Genomic DNA, 20,872 nt, shown 5'->3' with positions numbered 1-20,872 from the left:
GATGCTTTGGCCGCAAGGGTTGGAGGCATTTTTATTCATGGTAATTGACCGGGCATAATATGACTCCTGCTTTCCAGTCAACGGCTAACTGCTTTCCTGTCAACTGACTAATGACTAATGACCAATGACTAATGACAAACTAGCTGTACTGCTGATTGACATCCACATCCAAATTAAACAGTGTTTGCAAAGTTTGCATCGCTTGCCGCCGCGCCTCAATATCCTGCTGAGCGCGCAACTGTACCATCGGATCGTGCAAAATCTTATTCACAATCCCCCTTGTTAAAGATTCAATCACATCTTGATGTTTCTCCGAAAATTCCGAACCCAGACGCGATAAAGCTTTTTCTAACTCTTGTTCCCGAATCAATTCTATCTTATCCCGCAAACAGCTAATAGTAGGAACCGTTTCCAGACTGCGCCACCAGAGATCAAAAGCCTCTACTTCCTGTTCCAGCAAGCCCTGAGCTTCCATTGCCATTTTGCGGCGGCTTTCGTGATTTTGAGCTACCACTGCTTTCAAGTCGTCCACATTAAACGATCGCACATTAGCGAGTTCATTCGCATCCGAGTCAATGTTGCGTGGCACAGAAATATCCACCAACATCAAAGGGCGATTCGGGTCTAAAACAGCTTCCAATTTAGCTTTATTTAACAGTGGCTCGGTAGCTGCGGTACTGGTAAAAACCAAGTCAGAACTGGCAATTATCTGCATCATTTCCGAGAGCTGATACAGGTGCAATTCAGCATCTTTAAACTGACCGGCCAACTCTAGGGCGCCTCGCACAGAGCGGTTGACGATCGAAATATGGCTAGCTCCTTTTGAGAGCAAATGCTGCACCAAAAGCCGCGACATTTTGCCAGCACCAATAATTGCAATTTTGCTGCTTGCTAAATGCTGACCCTTCATTTGAGCCAATTCTGCCGCCGCCGAACTAATCGAAACTGCACCGGTACCGATGCTAGTTTCCGTGCGAACTCGCTTCCCTGCTGTGAGAGCTTGCTTGAACAAGCGCTCTAAAATTCTGCCTACACCTTTGTACTGCTGGGCAAGTTTGTGAGTTTGTTTCACCTGAGCCAAAATTTGTCCTTCTCCGAGCACCAAACTGTCGAGGCCAGAAGCCACTCGCATTAAGTGCATCACCGCATCTTCGTGCAGCAAAATAAACAGGTGAGGGCGCAAAGACTGCAAAGGAACTTTACTGCATTCAGAAAGGAACTGAATAACCTCTCGCACACCAGGTTCCGACTCGCTGGTAACAATATAAATCTCTAAGCGGTTGCAAGTGCTGAGGATGGCAACCTCTTGAATGTGCGGGTAGCCGCGCAATTGGGCGATCGCTGCTTCAACTTTCTGTTCTGGAATGCTCAGTTTTTCGCGAACTTCTACCGGCGCTGTTTTGTGGCTGAGACCTACGACTGCAATATTCATATCTGTGATTTGTCACTATTTCTTTCTTAGTTGTTAACAGTCACCTGTTATTAGTTCTTAGTTTATCGCTAATTGCTAATCATCGGTGACTGTTAACCGTTAACTGTTAATTGTTAACATTTAACTGTTAACCACTAACTAATCACTAATTCAATTGCAGAGATTTCGGCTGGTCAAACATATGGATTGTATCCACAAACCGAGCAGTTTTCGACTGAGAAGAAATTACCAAACTTTCAGTGCGAGCGCCGCCGCCAAAGAAGCGAACTCCATCCATCAGCGTTCCGGGAGTAATCCCGCAAGCTGCAAACAGAACTGTTTCTCCAGATGCCAACTCTTCAGCATTGTAAATCTTGTCTGGGTCTGTGATGCCCATGTCTTTAAGTCGAGCGATATTGCTCTCTTTGCTTTCACCGATCAAACCAGTTTTTACAACAGCCGGATCGTAAATTAACTGCCCTTGGAAGTGACCGCCCAAGCAGCGCATTGCTGCTGCAGAAATCACACCTTCGGGTGCAGCGCCAATACCCATAAGTGCGTGGATGTTGGAACCAGAAAACGCGCAAGAAATCGCTGCCGAAACGTCGCCGTCGCTGATCAGCCGAACTCTTGCACCCGCTTGCCGAATTTCATTAATTAAATCTTTGTGTCGGGGGCGATCCATGACCACCACCACCAAATCTTCAATACTGCGGCCGAGACAATCAGAGATAATTTTGAGGTTTTGAGTCGGCGTTTTGCGAATATCTACATGATTCTTAGCAGCCGCGGGAGCAGCCAATTTGTTCATGTAGAAATCCGGTGCCGCAAACAAACCACCTTTTTCAGAGATTGCCAAAACTGCCATCGAACCGTTTTGACCGTAAGCAACCAGGTTAGTACCTTCGCAGGGGTCAACAGCGATGTCAATTTCGATCAATTCATCTATGTTGCAGACATCTTTGGCATCTTCGCGGGTACAAATACCTACTTGTTCACCGATGTAAAGCATGGGTGCGTCATCGCGTTCGCCTTCGCCGATCACGATGCGGCCGCGCATATGAATTTTGTTCATGCGCTCCCGCATGGCTTCTACAGCCACTCTGTCGGCTTCATCTTTCTCGCCTTTGCCCATCAAGCGAGCGGAGGCGATGGCTGCCTGCTCAACTACTTCGATAATCTCTAAACCGATTACATTGTCCACGAACTAGATCCTCCCAACTGCTGATGCGTGCCTTGTGCTCTTTTGCACTCCCAGCCATCAAGTTTATCAGAGGCGGGGATCTGTGCGAGCGCAAGCAGTTGCTTAGTTTGTGTTAACTTTTGCTTCTTTGATACTGGGGCTGGAAAATCTGAGTCACACAAGCTCAAAGATCCGACCAAGAGGGCCGGCACGGGGAGTAGGGGTAGCACGGCCCCTACAAGAGAATGAAACAGCCCTGCCGTCTGAGGGCTAAATCGCGGACTCCAGAGGCTCTGCGGCAGCGATCGGCTGTTTCAGGCAACTTGTCATCCCGAATGCCGTTAAAGGTTTTATGATTAGTTTGCGATCGCACGATTTCTCAGAAACCGGGTTGCTAAACCGGATTTATCGTTACTAAACCCAACATCTTGGTAGAAAGCGGGTTTCTGAGGGTAAGTCCTAATGATGATCACAAATCAAATGGACAGCCCCAAATCGCGACGCAGTAGACTTTATCAGCGGGAAGGAATAAAAAATGATGATGAAAGCCCAAGATATTATGACAACAGAAGTTGTTACCATTCGCGGTTCAGCAACGGTAGCTGAAGCGGTGGCGATGATGAACGATTTATGTTTGCGTGCGTTGATTGTGGAACGTCGCCACGAACAAGATGCCTACGGCATTGTGACAGAAACGGATATTGTCTATAAAGTAGCAGCCTACGGAGTAGACCCGAAAAAAGTCCGCGTCTTCGAGATTATGACCAAACCGTGCATTACGGTCAATCCTGACTTGGGGGTGGAATATGTGGCTAGGTTGTTCGCGAATACCCGCATCCGCCGGGCGCCTGTGATTAAGGACGAGCTAGTGGGCATTATTTCGGTCACGGATATCTTGACAAAAAGCGATTTCCTTGAGAAGCCGAAGAGTGTTTTATTTGACGAAGAAATCGAACAGGCGATCGCGGATGCCAGAACTATCTGTGCCGAAAAAGGCGCTACTTCTAGAGAGTGCGCGGTAGCGTGGGATATTGTAGAGGAAATGCAGGCTGAGGCTTCTCACCAGCGATCGATGAAGCTTGAAAAAACGGCTTTTGACGAGTATTGCGAGGAAAATCCAGAGGCTGCTGAAGCGCGGATTTACGACAGTTAATTTAGTTATTAGTCATTAACCATTAGTTATTAGTTATCAACTCTTATTTAGGGAGTGATAACTAATAACTAACGCTCGGAAATAGCTTTTTTTCGGCTCGCCTCACGAAAAATAAAAATCTTAAGTGTTTGGCCCTGTCATACAAAATACGTTCAGCTTATTCCCCTCAAGATCCCGAAAATATCCCGCATAAAACCCCGGCAACGCGCCTCTTGGTCCTGCTGGCCCTTCATCCTTAGCCCCAAGTTCGATCGCTTTGTTATAAACTAAGTTGACTTTTTCTGGACTGTCAACTTGAAGAGCTATCATTACTCCATTGCCAACAGTTGCTGTGTTACCATCAAATGGTTTTGTAATAGCAAGTGCTGGTCCATTGGGAGAAACACTCCATGCGATAAATCCGTCGAATTCCATGAATCTTCGAGCGCCAATTTCAGCCAGCAAAGCATCATAAAACTTGGCGGCACTTTCAATATCGTTGGTACCCAGTGTAACGTATCCGATCATATTTTTTGTCTTCTAACTGATGTTAAGATTTAAAAAATGTTTGAGCAAATAACAACTGAGTTAAACTGCTCCTTAGAAAACCCAAGCTACAACTCAAACATCATTTTACATCATAACTCAAACTATCTCGGTTTTATCCGCTCCAATGATTTATTGTCGATCGCTAATACATTCGGGACTGTCTCTAGTTGGACTATTGACGATCGCACTTACCGCCTTTGCTTTCATCGCTTCGGAAGCATAGGGTTTTAACAAGGGCAAAACTTCCTGAGCATTTTTAACAGCAGGATCTAGCCACTGTTCCCAATCGCTGTCGGGGAGAATTACTGGCATTCGATCGTGCAGCGGCTGCACTGTTTCGTTAGCAGCGGTAGTAATTATACTGCAAGATACAATGTTTTCTTTTTCAGGAGATTCCCAATTTTCCCACAAACCGGCAAAAGCAAAAGGTTCGCCGTCTGCCTTTTGAAAATAGTAAGGCTGTTTGTTCTTTCCCTGCTGTTGCCATTCGTAGAAACCGTCAGCGACTATCAAACATCGCCTGTGCTTAAGGGCGCTGCGAAAAGCAGGTTTTTCGGCTACAGTTTCCGATCGCGCATTGATCATCTTGCTGCCTATTTTCATGTCTTTTGCCCAACTTGGAATCAAACCCCAGCGCATAAATTGAAACTCTCGCTGCATTTTTTCGGGTTCAACTGTTATTGTGGCAACTGATTGAGTTGGGGCGATATTGTATCGCGGTTTGATATCGGGAACTGCCGACAGTTTGAAGAACTCGGCTATGATTTCACCTGAAGTAGTTAAAGTGTATCGTCCACACATAATTTTATAGTTGGTATTAAGGCGGTTTTTTCTTATTCCGGCAGTTCGACAGTCGGGTAATCCGGCAGTCCGGCAGGGGTTTAAACCCCTGCCTCAAAGCTAAAGTCGGTTAAAACCGACTGGAAATACGATCTCAATATCTATCTATTTTAGTCCTCTTTTAGAGGACTTTAGCTATGAGACAGGGGTTTTTAACCCCTGTCGGACTGTCGGACTAAACCGGGCGGGCGAGACGCCCACCCCACAAGAAAATTCATTCTTTGTGGAACAGGCATCTTGCCTGTTCTTGCGGGACACCCCACAAGAAAATTCATTCTTTGTGGAACAGGCATCTTGCCTGTTCTTGTGATTTACCGTTGGGTGCGGGTGAATTTTCGAGATGGTTGGTTTGAGGCAATTATTGTTGGTAAAACCCCACCCTAAGAGACATTACTCAATTGTGGAACATTCGCAGATAACCATTCGGCGCGCAACTTTTCAATAGCTAATTCTTTAAATTTAGCTTCTACTTCAATCCAAGGAGCTTGATAATAGCAATTAGGCATTTCTGTAATTAAATCGCTGTGGCGCGGATCGGCAAAAAATTCTCTGCCATTCGATATGTGCACTAATTGCAATTCAGGAACAGACCAACTTGTGCGGGCTGCTGCGAGCATTTCGGCAACGCTGGGATCGTCGTAAGTTTCTAAATGTTCGTGAATGACGTGGTGGTGGGCGTCAAAAACCATTGGTACGCCGGTATCGAGACAAACTTCTAAAATTTCCGAGGAACTGTAAGCGTATTCGTCATTTTCAAAGGTTAAGCGCGATCGAATTGATTCGGGTAAATCGCGGATGACTGATTTGAGCTGGGAAATGCGATCGCTCTTGCCGCCGTGAATGTTCATCAATGCCTCTGGCGATCGGGGCTGTCCCAACATATCTAAAATTAAAGCATGAGCCGCGAGAATTTTAATGCTGTTTTCAACTACAGAAAGCTTGTCGGAACTGAGGACGACAAATTGATCGGGGTGGAGTACCAAACGGATGTTGAGGGAAATTGCGCGATCGCCCGTAGTCCGCAATTCTTTACTCATGGAGTGTAGCACTGCTTCCCCCAACTCTGTATCTGCAAAAGGGAACAGTGCAGAAGTCATGCGGTAGAGCTTAATTTGATTAGCAGAACAGAAGTCGATCGCTTTGTCAAGCCGCTTTAAGTTGTCTGTATAAAGCTCGCGCAATACTGTTTCTTGTTCTGTTTCCGAAAGCTGTAAAAGTCGCTTCCTCGTCACAGTGCGAAAGCGAACTGCATCGGATGTTGTAATGCAGACTAACCCCAATTCCGGCAATTTGTCCTTTTCCAATACTTGGTTAATCCCGCTCATTTATCAATAATTCCTAACTTGAATTTTAGGTTAAATAGTTTTGTCGTCAGGATTTTAGTCCTTTGTTCTGAAGCTGTGATATCAATTCCGGTTGTATCGGAATGATTCAACCACAGAGGGCACAGAGGACACAGAGAAAGAGAAGAGAGAGATAATAATTCCGATGTCAACGGATTTGATATGAGGTACTACTGAACCTGCCCCAATAGTCCGCCAGAGATTTAACTCCTTGGCGGACTCTGGAAGTGCAAGATGTAATTAGTACAAACCTAATTTTTATCAAACCTCTAATCAACGGCGTCGCAGCTAGCATATCGATGACAATTTAATCGATATAACTATTGCTGTTCTTCGCCAGACTCAGCCTCTTCGTCGGGCCGCGCGGTGGCAACAGGATTTTCCATTGCTTCGTTATGGAACGGATAACCGGATGTTTCTTGATTTAGCGGGTCAGCGGGTTGGTCGTCAGGGGATGTAATTTGACCGTTAGTATTGGTATTGGGTTTTGTGGAAGAGCCTTTATGGCTGGCGTGACCGCTACTCATCTTTTTTTCCTCAATTAGGTTTATGGAACAATTTCTAGCTTAGACTTAGCGGCTGCGGGCGATCGCCTATCTTAAGTCAGAGATGTTGATTAATAGTTGAGGATGCTATAGCCTTTCTTGGCAACAGTGCGGTAGATAGGAAAACCGCAGATTAAGGCAGATAAACACAGATTAACGCCGATAAATTCAAGATATCTCTGCGAATGGCAATCCGATCGGGAATTGGTCGCCTGTGTACCTCACGAAAATTGATAAAGGCTATATATCTCATGATTTTCCCCCTTTCTCCTTGACAATTAACTCCGCAAACGCCCCGATCGCATAATGCTAATAACTAACCACAAACCCAAAAAACTCGCCGCCCCAAACAAACCCGTGCTCAGAAAAGATAGCTGAGGAGTTTGTGCGTTAGAAGAAATAATTGCCGCCCCCACAATTAGCGAACCCACGACAATACTAAAAGAAAGTCGGTTCGCAGAATCCCCCAGAGTGCGACGCAGCGGGTCGAGTTCTTTTAGGGTCAAGTTCCACTTCAAAGTTTCCGAAGTAACTCGGTCTAAAAGCACTTCCACCTGTCGCGGAGATTGCAAAGATAAGCTTTTGAGATCCAGGGCAGTTCTCAGCAGAGCTTGGATCGGATCGTCTCCTAATAACTGACGCCGAAACATATCGGTCATCAGCGGTTTGACCTGCTCTACAATATTAAATCGGGGATTAAAAGAGCGCGCCAGTCCCTCCAAATTAGCTAGAGTTTTTGCATACAAACCGAGATTGCTGGGCAGTCGAATTTTATTTTTGCGGGTTATTTCCAGCACCTCATAAAAGATTTCCGACAAGTTCATTTGCGACAAGCTGACATTGTAATACTTGCGGAGCATTCGAGCTAAATCGTTCTCTAGATTAACTAGACTTGTCGGCTGAGCAAATTCGGCCATTTCTAAAGTTAATTGAGCGCAGCGCTGAGCGTCTAAATCGACAATTGCCAGCAACATTTCTGTCAAATTCTGCTGAGTTCGCGGGTCTAATCTGCCGACCATGCCGCAGTCCAGCAAAGCTATCCGGCCGTCTTTGAGATAAAATAAATTGCCGGGATGCGGGTCTGCGTGAAAGAATCCGTCGATGTACAACTGCTGGAAGAAAACGCGGCAAAGCAGCGTTGTAATTTCTTCACGTTCGGCATTTATATCTCCTTTGTGGCGAATTCCTTGCAAGTCGCCTAACAAAATTGGGACTCCGTTCAGCCACTCCATTACTAAGAGTTTTTTTGTAGTCAACTCCCAGTTAATTTCTGGTAGGACAACTTGTGTGGGGTCAAACCATTTACTTTTAGATAAATTGCGGCGCAGTTCGTCTGTGTAGCTGGCTTCTTGAATGAAGTCTAATTCTGCACGCAGGGCGATCGCAAATTCTTCTGCTAGGGCGACAATATCGTATTGTTGACCGAAGTCTGTGAGCATGACAAGTTCTGCCAAACCTCGGAGCACGGCGATGTCTTGTTCGATGACAATCTCAATACCGGGGCGCTGAACTTTGAGGGCGACTTCGCGACCGTCTTTTAAAGTAGCTTTGTGGGTTTGGGCGATCGAACCTGCGGCGACGGCTTGAGTGTTAAATTTAGCGAAGGTATCTTCGAGAGATTGTGTGAGTTCCTTGCGGACGATAAATTCTACTTCCGACCACGGTACGGGCGGCACTTCCGCTTGTAGGGTGGAGAGGATTTCGATGTAGGTGGCTGGTAAAAGGTCGGGACGGGTGCTCAGCAATTGTCCCAATTTGACAAATACTGGGCCTAATTCGACGAGGATGTTGCGGAGAACTGCTGGAGTTGGGAGACTGGGTGCGTCGGTTTTGCGGCCGGTTAGGAGGCTTTTCATGTAGTCCCAACCGTTGCGGAAGACGACCTCTAGAATTTCTCCTTTGCGAGAATTGTTTTGAACTAGGCTAAACAAGGGGCCTCCGGGTCGATCGGGTTTAAGGGCTATATAACTACTAGGATAGCGCTGTTGACCGGGCTGACCAGTGTCTTGGGGAATAAATTGGGGGTGGTGGGAATGGGCGTGACAGATTTCGGGTGTGGGGGCGATCGGTCTTTGGCCGTGGCATTGCTCCTCATAGTAATATACAGTTAAAGCAGACATGATATTTTTATAATTAAATTTATTGACTTGAAAAGATGTGTCCAATAATTGAATGAGTAAGTTATTACAAACCCGATTCTCAATGTGTTTAATACCGTATAAGAGACATGATTGCCATCCAATTTCCTACCAACTCGATCGAATTATCCATCAACTTAAGTGACGAGCAATTTTTTGAGCTTTGTCAGCACAACCGCGATTATCAGTTTGAACGTACAGCATCAGGGGAATTAATTATTAGGCCACCGACAGGCAGTGAAACTAGCAAGCGCAATATGGATCTATCGTATCAACTTCAAGCCTGGAGTCGGCAACATAATCTAGGAGTTGCCTTCGACTCTTCGGGAGGCTTTACACTCCCCAATGGGGCCGATCGCTCTCCTGATGCCTCTTGGGTCAAAAAAGAACGCTGGGATGCTTTAACACCGGAACAAAAAGACAGTTTTGCTCCTTTGTGTCCTGATTTTGTTGTTGAGTTGCGTTCTCGGACTGATGGGTTGAAAAAAATTCAAGAGAAAATGCAAGAATATATAGATAACGGTGCTAAATTGGGTTGGTTAATTGACAGGCAAAATCGGCGGGTAGAAATTTATCGCCCCGGTCAAGATGTTGAAATTATCGAAAATCCTGCCACTCTATCAGGGGAAGATGTACTGCCTGGTTTTGTGTTGAATTTAGAAGAAATTATGTAAATAAAGTAAATAGTAAGGCACAACACAGATTCAAAAAGGAATGCCGGGATCAACAGTGATGAATAGTTGGTGTATCCGCCATCAGAATCCGTGTCGTGCGGCCTCATCTCACCTTCACAGCAAATCTTTCAATTTCTCATCTTCTCCCAACACCTTAATTACCTGTTTAATCTCCTGCGTCCTGTCCTTTTTCACAATCAAAGTCACATTGCCATCTCTGACAACTACCACATCTTCTAAACCAATGGTGACAATCACCTCATTCTCATCGGCTGCATAAAAAATGCCGCCTTTGGTATCAATTCCGACGTGTTTTGCTAACTCGACATTGGGTTTATCTCCTTGCAGCAAACGACCGATCGCATTCCAATCTCCCAAATCGTCCCAGCTAAAGCCTACGGGCAGAACACAGGCTTTTTGCGTCTTCTCCATCAGGGCGTAATCTATGCTAATTTTGGGTAATTCCGAGTAAGCCTGCGCGCCTTTTGCTTCCAAAGCTGCCATCATTTCCGGTACATGATTTCGCAATTCTGTCAAGACAGTTCCAACTCGAAAGACAAAAATTCCGCCGTTCCAACTAAACTTGCCGCTGGCTACAAATTCTTCAGCAGTTGTGCGATCAGGCTTTTCCGTAAACCTCGCCACTCGATAAGCCGGAAAACCTCCAAAACTGCCAATTTCCTCGCCTTGTTCGATGTAGCCGTAACCAGTCGAAGCATAACTCGGCTTGACTCCCAAAGTGGCGATCGCATCCTGATTTTTCGCCAACTCGGCCGCCGCCTCTAAAGTCTTGATAAACTCCTGTGGTTCCCCAATCCAGTGATCCGCGGGGAAAAAACCAACAACCGCATCCTCACCGTAACGCTTGCCAGTTTCTATAGCAGTCCAGGCCACCGCTGGCGCAGTATCCCGCCCCTCCGGTTCCGCCAGCAAATTTTCCGGTGGTAACAGCGGCAACTGTTCGCGAACCCCCGCAGCCAACATTTCCGACGTTACTACCCACAAATCGTCCCAACCGTTACCTAATGTTAATAGTCGATCGGCAGTTGCTTGCAGCAAACTCTTGCCGCTACCGTCGAGACTCAAAAACTGCTTGGGCCGCTGTTTGCGACTCAGCGGCCAGAAACGTTCGCCTTTACCGCCGGCGAGAATTACGGGAATTAAGGTTTTGGTCATGATTTGAAGTTAAAGGGTTCTGATCTATTTTGCCTGACACTTGAGGGATTGAAACGATCGTGATATAATTGATAAAACTTATTAATTGTTGGCAGCGTGGCGTTAAGGCGCTAAGCTTTTTATTTAGTAGAAATTTTAAAAATTCCTAGGATGGATTTTGGGTTATCTTGTCAATCCAATTAGCATAAAACGATACCCGCGTGTCGCCGGAAATTTCCCCGAAACTGCCATTGTCGTCAATTTTATCAATATCGGCGATGTTTGTTTTGAAAAATCCCCGATCGCTATAACCCCAAGAACTAATCCCCGCAATCTTGCCCTCGACAAACGAAGGCCCGCCGGAATCTCCGCTAGCCGTAGCTATCTCATTTTTCCCCAAACCTCGATCGCGCAATCTCGGAAAATGCCTCCCCAAAGCATCGTGTTCGCTAGTTCCCGCATCAAAATCAAAGATTAATTGACTTCCCAAAACCAATTCCGACATATCTGATTCTGTAGCATCTTTCAAAACATCAATTAAAGCATCATACCGATTCTGTCCGCTATATCTTTTCGCCTCAGAATTAGAATTTTCATCTTGTCCCTTTGCACCTAACCCTATATACCCGTATCCTACTTTTGTCAATATTTTACCGACTTCATTTTTGTTTCTATTTATCTCGTACTGTTCGATCCTTGGCGGCACGATCCTTTTCAGCTTTAAAATAGCAATATCGTTGCCAACTTCCGATTCGTAACCAGTCCAGCCCGGATGGATATAATATTTGCTAACGGGGATGCTAACTTCACCTCTAGGCAATTTAAAAATTGCTTTAATTGCCGTTTCAGCAGGAACCTTAACTCCGCCTTCATTCAGACAGTGGGCCGCCGTGAGAAGGTACAACCCTCCCGTTAGCAGCGAACCAGTACAGGAAGCCGAATCGAGATAGGCGACACCTGTATATTGATTTAAAGCTAAAGGTTTGCGGGAACTGCTGTCAGGAAAAGCGCTAATTATCGATCGCCCGATTTCTGCTGTTTCTAAAACTAACAACACAGTCAAAACTGCCATTAATAAAACTTTGATTACTGACTGCATTTTTGATATTGAACTGATTGAATAGCTGTTATATCAAATCCGATACTATTGGAATTAATTTTACCCAGAATCAGGACACGGCAGTGCACTTTCCATACAATTAATCCGGGTATGGGCACGGCACTGCCGTGTCCTCTTATGGCAATATTTTACTTCGATAATTCGACGTTGAGTTCGTTCACAACACGGCGTTTGAGGGGGATTGATTTTTCTCTGGGCAGCAAGTCAAAGACTTTCCGAAAAGCATCATCTACCTGTTCAAATGGTATTTGTCCTTTCTCATTAAAAACGACTTTTCCCGATTGGTCGAGGATGAGAGTTTGAGGTACGAAACCTTCGTAATAATGGCTCGGTTCGGTAAGTTCCGGTGACGGTTGCGGAGGCAAAGAGTCAATGCTTATGGGCATAAAATCGGCTTCGCGGCCGTAAAATTCCTGGAGTTGAGAGACGACGATCGCATATTGCTTCGAGTCGCTGCTGTCATCAGTATAAAAAACTAACAGTACGGGTTTATGGCGTTTGAAAGAATCTACAAGCTTGACTTTAGGAGGAACTAGGGAACCGTTGCCGGCGTAGAGGGCAAAGATTGTACCGTCGAAGCGATCGTCGGTGAGAGTTGCTAAGGCTGGTGGCGTGCCGGTTAGCAGTATCAAGCTAAGTGAGATCGCCACTGTTAAAAGACTGGCTGACAAGATTCGCCTCAGCCAGTGGATGCCAGAAGCAGCAGTAACAATTGAATTTTTGTTCTCAGGAAATATCATAGGTTGTGGGCAGTTGCTGTAACAAAAGCGAAATCAGATGCAAAAACTTTCCTAAGTTTATCAGCAAAATGTAGGCAAATGTTCTTGAGTAGGTTAAAGTAGTTTCGGCTCGACGATCGTAAATTGCTGATAGTGGCGATCGACAAGGCGATTCTACAGACCGAAGATCACTATGTGCGATAGACTTTTCAGGGGCGGACTGGAACTGTCCGCGCCACAATAAAATTTATTTGTGGTGGGGTGGGCTTCTAGCTTCCCAGAAGGGTGCAAGATATTAAATTCAACTGATTACTAGAAACTGACAACTGGGAATTTACAACTAATGATAGCTTTGCTTGATGCACTCCTCGCCCAAACGCCCGCTGCTGATGTTTCCGGGTCTGCTCAAATTAATCTAGTGCAGGCGCTTGTTTTAGGAATTGTACAAGGATTAACAGAGTTTTTGCCCATCAGCAGCAGCGCTCATTTAAAGGTAGTGCCGATCGCCCTGGGATGGGGCGATCCCGGAGTTGCTTATACTGCTGTTATTCAGTTGGGCAGCATTATTGCCGTGCTTTGGTACTTCTGGAAAGACTTGACAAATATAACTGTTGGTGCAGTAGAAGCCTTGGTGCAGCGCAACTACAAATCGCATGAGTTTCAAATGGCTGTGGGACTGGTTTTGGGAACAATACCTATAGTATTTTTTGGGCTGCTAATCAAGGCATTGGTTCCAGATTTTGACAACTCGCCACTCAGAAGTTTGGCCAGCATTGCTATTGCTTCGATCGTCATGTCGCTACTTTTAGCAATAGCAGAAAAAATTGGCAAGCGCAATCGCAATTATGAAAAGTTAACTGTCTTAGACGGTATTTTGATGGGATTAGCTCAAGCAATCGCATTGATTCCGGGGTGTTCGCGATCGGGTTCCACTCTAACAGCAGGATTGTTCATGGGATTGGAAAGACCCGCCGCCGCGCGGTTTTCTTTTTTATTGGGAATTCCGGCAATTACTCTGGCTGGATTAGTGGAATTAAAGGGTAATTTGGGGCAAGGAATCGGCGATGCAGGAGTTGCAGCTTTGATAGTGGGAACGATTTCATCATTTTTGTTTTCTTATTTGTCGATCGCGTGGCTAATGAAGTTCCTGCAAACTCAAAAAACGTGGATATTTGTGTTGTATAGGCTAGCTTTTGGCGTAGCCATTTTAACGGCGCTCGCAGGTGGGGCAGTTAAAAATGCGTAGGTTGTTATAATTACAAGGACAGGCATCTTGCCTGTTCCACAAAACAAGAACAGGCATCTTGCCTGTTCCACAAAGAGTAAATTTTCTTGTGGAACGGGCCGGAGAGCCAGTTCATAAAAAGCTGATTAATAGCTGACAAGCTGTTAGCTTTTAACTCAAAGTGAGCGTCGCCGTAAAGGATGTAAAATGCCCGAAGATAGCGACCGCCAAAATGCACAATTAGCGCTAATTATGCTGCTAGCATTGGTGTAGGGATGTCCTTCTTTATCACTCCCGGAATTGTGGAACAATAGTATCAGATTTCAAACGGCTTTTCGGTTCATAATCCCAGTGCTAATACATGGAAGAGTATCGCAACAAAAGCGATTATTTCCCGCACGTCTGGGTTGATAAAAGAGCGGTGTTGTCCGGGCAGAAACAACTAAGGAATGAGAATTAAATAACTTACAATTTTGATGGTTCTTGTGGGATGGGCGTCCCGCCCAACCCTACTCCCCACAAACTTGTGTAAATTATTTAACTCCCGATCCTAAGCCTGTCAGGAACCCGTCAAAATTTTGAGTTTCATAAATACATATTTTTGATACATCCTCTCACAGCAAAGCTAAATTCACAACCCAGAACTTATCCTGCTTGTAAAGGCGATCTACTTTAGCAAACGGCTAAGCTAAAGAGAGAAAACTAACACTGCCATCAATCTCAAAATGCTACTTGTTACTACGGCTGAACCAATTTCGCTGGTGGCTGATGCAAACGGTGTGATTCGCGTTAGCAGAACCCGCGTCACCCTAGATACAATCATTACAGCTTTTCTTGAAGGCTGCACAGCAGAAGAAATCAGAAAACAGTACCCGTCTCTCCAACTTTCCGATATTTATTGTGCGCTCGGCTACTACTTGCGACACCAATCCGAAGTTAACGCTTATCTGATGGAACTTTAACGTCTTGCCGCAGAAGTTCAGCAGGAAGCAGAAAGGCATTTTAACCCAGTTGGAATACGCGATCGCCTATTAGCAAGACGCGACCAAAAAGGGTAGTATTATATGCTGCGATTCTTGGCAGACGAGAACTTTAACAATCAGATTGTCCGAGGTATTCTGCGGCGGAATCCCGACGTTGAGATTGTCCGCGTTCAAGATATCGGCTTGATCGAAGCAGATGTAGCAATGATGACCAACTTCGCCTACAGACGAATGCAAACAGGTCTTGGGATGCCAGGGTTATTTGAAGTAAGTCGCCATGTTTCCGTAGGTTTGGCGATCGAGGAAATTTTGGTAATAACTGAGTGCAGTCTGGAAGGAGAATGGGAAGGGCAAGTACGATTTTTACCTTTACGCTAAGGAGCTTAGCAAACTTATGTCAATACCGAAAAAAGGAACAAGAAAAATAATTGTTGATGAGGAGGCTTTCATCTGGCTAATCCGAAGACAAACTACTAATACGCAAGCAGAATCCGGCTGCGGACATCTTCATGTTGCTGTCGAACACGCTGAACAACCAGGATCGGTGTTAGTTATCCTCACCGATCGACCTCATCCTCAAGGTTGGAGCCAAACTAACTGTGAATTTATACCGGTAAAACCTCCAGATGGAGCGCCACAAGAGGTAAAAGTATGGCAGATTATTTCCACGCAAGAAGTGAAACCAGTAAGACCCTCTGATGTAGCACAATGGATACGGCAAGCGGTGCGACTCGGATGGCAGCCTCGGCGATCGGGAATCACTTTTAATGTGCAGATTGCAGGAGAACGTGCAGAAAAAATATATTCGAGGGGGGAGTATCGATCGGCTATGCTGAAGACAGAAAATTAACACTACACTCAAACTCAAAATGCTAGTCGTTCCCAGCAGTTAATATTGATTTAGCACAAAAATATATATCCTACACCAACCACCACGATTCGGCTGTCGCCGACGCTAAGCGATGTCTACCGAAACATTAGTTAACTGGCTCGAATCGAGCACCGAATTAGGCATATTATCCCGCGAGATTTTACAGGCGATCGCGGATGAAATGGAGATGTCAACTTTTCCCCCTGGATTTCGAGTGGTAATCGAAGATACACCAGTCACTAATCTCTATATCCTAGAACGGGGACAAGCCGATCGCTATCGCCGCAAACAACCGGGATTAATGTGGGCGAGTAGTTTGTTGCCGGGGGCGATCGTCAATTTATCGGCCCTCCAGCGATCGCAGCCTGCCGATAGTCGAATTATAACTCGGACAGAATGTCAATTTTGGGTAATTAGTGCCGATCGCTGGCCCAATTTGCTAGAAAGATATCCACGCATTACCGAAGCCTACACTCAACGCTTGGCAGCGAAATTAGAACAGTTAGAAGCAGAAATTGCCTACGAACGAGAGCGTCAAAATGCCCTCCGCAGCTATCTAGTACCTAGGGCGAGACGGGGAGTAATTGGCAATAGTCGTTATGCAGTGAAATTGCGCCAACAAATTCGCACGGCATCGAGTGACAGCCGATCGGTATTAATCTCTGGTGAACCTGGTTTAGAAAAAGATAATTTAGCAGCTTTAATTCATTTCGGTTCTCACCGCCGCAGCGAGCCAATTATTCAGATTAAAAGTGCTTTACTTCAGAGCAATGGAGCGGAATTATTCGGGCGGTTGGGCGGCAAACCGGGGCTACTGGAATGGTTGGGGGAAGGGACGTTAATTTTAAATGACGTGCAAGAATTACCCGCTCAATTATGCCCCCAAATTCAGCAATTATTAACCGAGGGAACCTATACGCCAGTTGTCAAGGAAGGACAAATACCACCATCACCGCGTTCTAGTAAGGCCCGGATAATTTTAATCTCAGAAATTGTGCAGCCCAAGCTAGATAAGCTGACACAACACAAGATTAAAGTCCCATCCTTGCGGGTGCGAAAATCAGATTTAGAAGCACAGGTTAACTATTATCTCAACCTCATTTGTCGGAAAAAGAAATTAGTCAAACCCCAAGTTACACCGGAAGCAATTCGCCGCTTACAAGCCTACGATTTTCCAGGGAATTTGCAGGAATTGCAGGGAATGGTCGATCGCGCTTTAGTTCAAGCACAGGGGAGTCAGGTATTAACGGAAGAAGTGTTTTGGGCCCAGGCAGCAAAGAAACAAAAGTTTCGGCTGAATTTATTAAATATTTATCCAAAATTTCGGCAATTTTTACGGAGCGATTGGTATCCCGATCGCGTGAATTATTGGTTTACTACCTGGGTATTTGCATTGGTGGTAATTATCCTCTTTGTTGCTCCCCAAGATCGACAACATAATTTTGCGCTAAATATTTTTTGGGCGTGGTGGTGGCCGCTAATTTTATTATTATTCCCCATCATCGGGCGATTGTGGTGTGCTTTTTGCCCTTTTATGATTTATGGGGAAATCGTCCAAAAACTATCGCTGAAAATTTTCCCTCGAACTCTCAATAAATGGCCGCGCCAACAAGCAGAGAAATGGGGTGGCTGGTTTCTATTTGGACTATTTACTCTGATATTTCTGTGGGAAGAGTTGTGGAATTTAGAAAATACCGCCTCTTTGTCCAGTTGTTTGTTGTTGCTCATCACCGCCGGGGCGGTAATTTTTTCCCTAATCTTCGAGAGGCGATTTTGGTGTCGTTATTTATGCCCGATCGGGGGAATGAATGGATTATTTGCTAAACTCTCAATTATCGAACTTCGCGCCCAACAAGGAACCTGCGCGGCGGAATGCAGCACCTACCAATGTTACAAAGGCGGCCCCGGCTTGGGGGAAGGATTAACTACTAATGGCTGTCCGATTTATTCCCATCCCGCCCAATTAACCGATAATAAAGATTGCGTGTTGTGTATGACTTGCTTGAAAGCTTGTCCGCATCGATCGGTAGAATTAAATCTGCGCCCTCCCGGCATCGAATTATGGACTACCCACGTTCCTCACAGTTATGAAGTTGCCCTGTTATTTCTATTATTAGGCGGTATTTATCTGCATCGCTTGCCGGAGATAAATAGTTGGTTGGGGCTGGGCATCAATTTAGAGCAATTTTTACCTCATTTAGGACTGTCGATCGCAGTGTTAATTATCCCGCCGATGATTCCCATAATGACCTACGCAATCATGCAGGCAATTTATCGATTGGGACAAGCAGAAACCATGCCATTTACCACCTACAAACCCCTCTCATTTGTCTCTCTCGCCTACGGTTATTTACCCTTAGTCTGGGGCGGTAGTTTGGCTCACTATTGGCGATTGGGTTTGCAGGAAGGGGGTCGAGTGATTCCCGTGACTTTTGCCACTTTCGGACAAATTAGAGACGATTTACCTAGTTTTATTGGCGATCCAGCAGTGATTAGTTTTTTGCAAGGTTTAACTTTGATTGTATCATTATTAGTTACAATATTTGTGACTCAAAAAATTGCCAAGCGCTCAATTAAATCTTTGATTCCACAACATTTAGCGAGTTTGTGCCTGATGCTGAGTTTGTGGTATGCGATCGTAGGAACCTGAGAGTGAGTATGCGCGGTCTATTACTTTGAGTTTTAATTGTTTACTCGCTCTGACCAATTTAAGAGCAGGCTTCTTGCTGACAGGTACAGCAAAACACCATTACAAAGATGCCAGAGGAAATGAGTCCCTGTTGAAAAGAAAGGGCAAATTGCCCGATCGAGGGTACGGAATGCAAGGGCGAATAGGAATACACTCGTTGCGGCTAAGAGAATAAATGGTTCGCGCTTTTGCTGTCGATAGTGGTAAAGTCCAAGTCCCAGCAAAACCAAAAATGCAGGAGCATATGAAAGAGAACCATTGAGAACATTTGTAAATTGCTTGCTAACATTACTAACAAAGAAGAATCCTGCCAGTAATACTCCTGCATATCCTCGCTCCATCCTAACTACCCGACGACTGTAAAGCCAGATAAAACAAAGCTGAAAGAGCAGAATAGGAATCACATCTAGTAAATTTGCCCATCGCGTTGCAAATGTATGAAACAGGAAACTTCCGATACCAATACTGGTGGCTAAAGCAATCAGTATCCAAATACCAGGTGATATTTTGTAGTGTCGCCGAGCTAATTGCCAAATAGCCCATGCTGCAATAATGAAAGACACATTGGAAATAGCATTCAGTGGCTCGCTCCCTAAACCAGGAATGAGTCGCTCACAGTAAAGGTCGATATAATCATTCATCGCTCTACCATTGATTTTTTCAAGGTAACTTATAATTGTGTCGCACATGCGGTACAATACACTATCTAATCTAGAATACCGCAAGTCGCTGATGTATCTAAGCCCCTTCTTACTCCCCTTCAGCATTTTAAACTCAACTAAACCTGTATAATTGAGACAGGTGCATGGGAGATAGTATGAAAATTTATTTACACATTAAAATTTACCAAATTTTTGTCAAAAACACTTAATCAAAGCCAAAAATAAATCAATAAATCATGAGCGAATCCTCAATCAAACCTGCCATAATTACCAAAGTAATCCCCGACAGCATCTGCGCGGAAATGGGATTTGAACCAGGAGACTCAATCGTCGCCGTCAACGGCCAAAAACCCCGCGACTTGATCGACTATCAATTCCTGTGCTCCGATGAATTTCTCGAATTAGAAGTATTAGACACTAAAGGCAAAATCCACAAATTAGAAATAGAAAAAGAGTACGACGAAGATTTAGGATTGGAATTTGAAACTGCTCTCTTCGATGGACTAATTCAGTGCAACAACCGCTGCCCTTTTTGCTTTATCGACCAGCAGCCTCCGGGAAAGCGCGAAACTCTCTATCTCAAAGATGATGACTACCGACTTAGTTTTCTTTATGGTAGCTATCTCACTCTCACAAATCTGACTCAAAAAGAGTGGGACAGAATCGAACAAATGCGGCTTTCTCCTCTTTATGTTTCCGTGCACGCTACCGAACCGGAAGTGCGAATTCGGTTGTTAAAAAATCTCCGGGCTGGCCAGATTTTAGAGCAAATCAAATGGTTTCAAGAACGCCGCTTGCAAATTCACGCTCAAGTAGTTGTTTGTCCCGGTATTAATGATGGCGAACATTTAGAACGTACTTTGTTAGATTTGGCAAAGTTTCATACTGGAAGTATTCCCGCTGTAGCATCGGTGGCTGTAGTGCCGGTGGGTTTAACTCGCTTTCGCCCTGCCGAAGATGAACTGATCGCAGTAACTGCGGAAAAAGCGCGAGAAGTAATCGAGCAAGTGCAGAAAATTCAAGGGCTTTTGAGTACAGGAAAAGGCGGCCGAAAAGCTAAAAAGCAGAATTCAAAATCGCGGTGCATTTGGCTGGCTGACGAGTGGTTTTTAATAGCTGGTTTAGATTTGCCGTCGGCTGCTGATTACGAAGATTATCCGCAAATAGGTAACGGTGTCGGTTCTATCCGCCAGTTTATCCAGCAGTTTGAAACGGCTTTTGAGAAGCTGCAACCGATGCCAGTCGAGCCTGCGCGCAAGTTAGTTTGGGTGGTGGGGAATGCTGTCGAAAAAGCTTTTGAGCCGATCGTACAACAACTAAACCAAATTCCCGGCTTGTCCGTCAACATGGCAGCTTTGTGCAGCCACTACTGGGGACAAACTATCACTGTTACGGGTTTGCTCACCGGGCAAGATTTACTCGAAGCTTTGCAGGGGCGAGACTTGGGAGATGGCATCCTGCTGCCGTCGGTAATGCTAAAACAGGGGGAACCGCGTTTTCTAGACGACATGACCCTCGAACAGCTCGCTAGCTCGCTGAAAACCCGGATTTTGCCCGTGAGCGGAGTAGAGGAACTAATCTCGGCGGCGATCGGTCTGGCAAATGCTGAGGTTGAATTCTAAATTTAGAATCG

General features: G+C 45.2%; 20 protein-coding genes. 8 read left to right on the top strand and 12 right to left on the bottom strand.

All coding sequences use genetic code 11. The features are described 5' to 3' along the window. Nucleotides 1–139: 139 nt before the first annotated feature. The 3 genes from QUA90_RS10745 to QUA90_RS10735 form a co-directional block, all read right to left on the bottom strand. Nucleotides 140–1,432 (bottom strand): glutamyl-tRNA reductase, encoded by a 1,293-nt coding sequence (locus tag QUA90_RS10745; RefSeq protein WP_333083528.1) that lies wholly within the window; start codon nt 1,430–1,432, stop codon nt 140–142. A gap of 145 nt (nt 1,433–1,577) precedes the next feature. Further along, nucleotides 1,578–2,615 carry a class II fructose-bisphosphatase gene (gene glpX, locus QUA90_RS10740; RefSeq protein ID WP_333038520.1) on the bottom strand — a complete coding sequence of 346 codons (1,038 nt, stop codon included), beginning with the start codon at nt 2,613–2,615 and terminating at the stop codon, nt 1,578–1,580. A 214-nt stretch (nt 2,616–2,829) separates the two neighbouring features. Beyond that, nucleotides 2,830–2,967 (bottom strand): hypothetical protein, encoded by a 138-nt coding sequence (locus tag QUA90_RS10735; protein ID WP_333445394.1) that lies wholly within the window; start codon nt 2,965–2,967, stop codon nt 2,830–2,832. Between the two features lie 162 nt (nt 2,968–3,129). Between QUA90_RS10735 and QUA90_RS10730 the strand changes: the two genes are divergently transcribed. Beyond that, a complete protein-coding gene (locus QUA90_RS10730; RefSeq protein WP_333226874.1) occupies nt 3,130–3,747 on the top strand; it encodes a CP12 domain-containing protein in 618 nt (205 codons plus the stop codon). Between the two features lie 120 nt (nt 3,748–3,867). Here the strand turns inward: QUA90_RS10730 and QUA90_RS10725 are convergent, their stop codons facing one another. The 5 genes from QUA90_RS10725 to QUA90_RS10705 all read right to left on the bottom strand — a co-directional run bounded on the left by QUA90_RS10725 (nt 3,868) and on the right by QUA90_RS10705 (nt 8,934). After that, a complete protein-coding gene (locus QUA90_RS10725; protein WP_333445392.1) occupies nt 3,868–4,254 on the bottom strand; it encodes a VOC family protein in 387 nt (128 codons plus the stop codon). 150 nt (nt 4,255–4,404) lie between these two features. Further along, the gene (locus QUA90_RS10720) at nt 4,405–5,076 is read right to left on the bottom strand and encodes an SOS response-associated peptidase (protein ID WP_333445390.1); all 672 of its coding nucleotides are present in this window, start codon (nt 5,074–5,076) and stop codon (nt 4,405–4,407) included. 419 nt (nt 5,077–5,495) lie between these two features. Further along, entirely contained in the window at nt 5,496–6,440 is a 945-nt protein-coding gene (gene uvsE, locus QUA90_RS10715; protein WP_333445388.1) for a UV DNA damage repair endonuclease UvsE, read from the bottom strand. A 338-nt stretch (nt 6,441–6,778) separates the two neighbouring features. Next, nucleotides 6,779–6,985, bottom strand: a complete 207-nt coding sequence (locus QUA90_RS10710) for a hypothetical protein (protein ID WP_172190898.1) — start codon at nt 6,983–6,985, stop codon at nt 6,779–6,781. Between the two features lie 296 nt (nt 6,986–7,281). After that, complete coding sequence (locus tag QUA90_RS10705; protein WP_333322829.1) at nt 7,282–8,934, bottom strand: AarF/ABC1/UbiB kinase family protein; 1,653 nt, start codon at nt 8,932–8,934, stop codon at nt 7,282–7,284. Nucleotides 8,935–9,230: 296 nt separating this feature from the next. Here QUA90_RS10705 and QUA90_RS10700 point away from each other — a divergent pair, with 296 nt between their 5' ends. Further along, on the top strand, nt 9,231–9,815 hold the full coding sequence (locus tag QUA90_RS10700) for a Uma2 family endonuclease (RefSeq protein WP_333445386.1): 585 nt from the start codon (nt 9,231–9,233) through the stop codon (nt 9,813–9,815). A gap of 114 nt (nt 9,816–9,929) precedes the next feature. Here QUA90_RS10700 and QUA90_RS10695 read toward each other — a convergent pair whose 3' ends face one another. The 3 genes from QUA90_RS10695 to QUA90_RS10685 all read right to left on the bottom strand — a co-directional run bounded on the left by QUA90_RS10695 (nt 9,930) and on the right by QUA90_RS10685 (nt 12,830). Continuing rightward, complete coding sequence (locus QUA90_RS10695; protein WP_333322814.1) at nt 9,930–10,991, bottom strand: mannose-1-phosphate guanylyltransferase; 1,062 nt, start codon at nt 10,989–10,991, stop codon at nt 9,930–9,932. A 145-nt stretch (nt 10,992–11,136) separates the two neighbouring features. After that, nucleotides 11,137–12,069, bottom strand: a complete 933-nt coding sequence (locus QUA90_RS10690) for a trypsin-like serine protease (RefSeq protein ID WP_333445384.1) — start codon at nt 12,067–12,069, stop codon at nt 11,137–11,139. A 149-nt stretch (nt 12,070–12,218) separates the two neighbouring features. After that, a complete protein-coding gene (locus QUA90_RS10685; RefSeq protein WP_333389084.1) occupies nt 12,219–12,830 on the bottom strand; it encodes a thylakoid membrane photosystem I accumulation factor in 612 nt (203 codons plus the stop codon). A gap of 322 nt (nt 12,831–13,152) precedes the next feature. Between QUA90_RS10685 and QUA90_RS10680 the strand changes: the two genes are divergently transcribed. The 5 genes from QUA90_RS10680 to QUA90_RS10660 all read left to right on the top strand — a co-directional run bounded on the left by QUA90_RS10680 (nt 13,153) and on the right by QUA90_RS10660 (nt 18,538). After that, entirely contained in the window at nt 13,153–14,055 is a 903-nt protein-coding gene (locus QUA90_RS10680; protein WP_333445382.1) for an undecaprenyl-diphosphate phosphatase, read from the top strand. A 704-nt stretch (nt 14,056–14,759) separates the two neighbouring features. Next, on the top strand, nt 14,760–14,996 hold the full coding sequence (locus QUA90_RS10675) for a DUF433 domain-containing protein (RefSeq protein ID WP_333445380.1): 237 nt from the start codon (nt 14,760–14,762) through the stop codon (nt 14,994–14,996). Nucleotides 14,997–15,098: 102 nt separating this feature from the next. After that, on the top strand, nt 15,099–15,395 hold the full coding sequence (locus QUA90_RS10670; RefSeq protein WP_333445378.1) for a hypothetical protein: 297 nt from the start codon (nt 15,099–15,101) through the stop codon (nt 15,393–15,395). 16 nt (nt 15,396–15,411) lie between these two features. After that, on the top strand, nt 15,412–15,867 hold the full coding sequence (locus QUA90_RS10665; RefSeq protein ID WP_333389082.1) for a hypothetical protein: 456 nt from the start codon (nt 15,412–15,414) through the stop codon (nt 15,865–15,867). A gap of 112 nt (nt 15,868–15,979) precedes the next feature. Next, entirely contained in the window at nt 15,980–18,538 is a 2,559-nt protein-coding gene (locus tag QUA90_RS10660; RefSeq protein WP_333445376.1) for a sigma 54-interacting transcriptional regulator, read from the top strand. Between the two features lie 32 nt (nt 18,539–18,570). On the opposite strand, the gene QUA90_RS10655 is transcribed toward QUA90_RS10660, so the two are convergent. Next, nucleotides 18,571–19,218 (bottom strand): ceramidase domain-containing protein, encoded by a 648-nt coding sequence (locus tag QUA90_RS10655; RefSeq protein ID WP_333445374.1) that lies wholly within the window; start codon nt 19,216–19,218, stop codon nt 18,571–18,573. A gap of 257 nt (nt 19,219–19,475) precedes the next feature. Here QUA90_RS10655 and QUA90_RS10650 point away from each other — a divergent pair, with 257 nt between their 5' ends. After that, nucleotides 19,476–20,861 (top strand): TIGR03279 family radical SAM protein, encoded by a 1,386-nt coding sequence (locus QUA90_RS10650; protein WP_333445372.1) that lies wholly within the window; start codon nt 19,476–19,478, stop codon nt 20,859–20,861. The last annotated feature ends 11 nt before the right edge of the window (nt 20,862–20,872 follow it).

The sequence above is a fragment of the Microcoleus sp. D3_18_C4 genome (assembly GCF_036702355.1).
GTDB lineage: Bacteria > Cyanobacteriota > Cyanobacteriia > Cyanobacteriales > Microcoleaceae > Microcoleus.
Note: the sequence above shows the minus strand (reverse complement) of the source record. Positions and strands in the feature narration are given on the sequence as shown.

Coding starts and splice junctions, on each gene's coding strand:
- QUA90_RS10720 (WP_333445390.1), bottom strand. CDS start 5,076: ATGTGTGGACGATACACTTTAACTACTTCAGGTGAAATCATAGCCGAG.
- QUA90_RS10665 (WP_333389082.1), top strand. CDS start 15,412: ATGTCAATACCGAAAAAAGGAACAAGAAAAATAATTGTTGATGAGGAG.
- QUA90_RS10650 (WP_333445372.1), top strand. CDS start 19,476: ATGAGCGAATCCTCAATCAAACCTGCCATAATTACCAAAGTAATCCCC.
- QUA90_RS10685 (WP_333389084.1), bottom strand. CDS start 12,830: ATGATATTTCCTGAGAACAAAAATTCAATTGTTACTGCTGCTTCTGGC.
- QUA90_RS10725 (WP_333445392.1), bottom strand. CDS start 4,254: ATGATCGGATACGTTACACTGGGTACCAACGATATTGAAAGTGCCGCC.
- QUA90_RS10690 (WP_333445384.1), bottom strand. CDS start 12,069: ATGCAGTCAGTAATCAAAGTTTTATTAATGGCAGTTTTGACTGTGTTG.
- QUA90_RS10730 (WP_333226874.1), top strand. CDS start 3,130: ATGATGATGAAAGCCCAAGATATTATGACAACAGAAGTTGTTACCATT.
- QUA90_RS10745 (WP_333083528.1), bottom strand. CDS start 1,432: ATGAATATTGCAGTCGTAGGTCTCAGCCACAAAACAGCGCCGGTAGAA.
- uvsE (WP_333445388.1), bottom strand. CDS start 6,440: ATGAGCGGGATTAACCAAGTATTGGAAAAGGACAAATTGCCGGAATTG.
- QUA90_RS10655 (WP_333445374.1), bottom strand. CDS start 19,218: ATGAATGATTATATCGACCTTTACTGTGAGCGACTCATTCCTGGTTTA.
- QUA90_RS10670 (WP_333445378.1), top strand. CDS start 15,099: ATGCTGCGATTCTTGGCAGACGAGAACTTTAACAATCAGATTGTCCGA.
- QUA90_RS10660 (WP_333445376.1), top strand. CDS start 15,980: ATGTCTACCGAAACATTAGTTAACTGGCTCGAATCGAGCACCGAATTA.
- QUA90_RS10700 (WP_333445386.1), top strand. CDS start 9,231: ATGATTGCCATCCAATTTCCTACCAACTCGATCGAATTATCCATCAAC.
- QUA90_RS10710 (WP_172190898.1), bottom strand. CDS start 6,985: ATGAGTAGCGGTCACGCCAGCCATAAAGGCTCTTCCACAAAACCCAAT.
- QUA90_RS10680 (WP_333445382.1), top strand. CDS start 13,153: ATGATAGCTTTGCTTGATGCACTCCTCGCCCAAACGCCCGCTGCTGAT.
- QUA90_RS10675 (WP_333445380.1), top strand. CDS start 14,760: ATGCTACTTGTTACTACGGCTGAACCAATTTCGCTGGTGGCTGATGCA.
- QUA90_RS10695 (WP_333322814.1), bottom strand. CDS start 10,991: ATGACCAAAACCTTAATTCCCGTAATTCTCGCCGGCGGTAAAGGCGAA.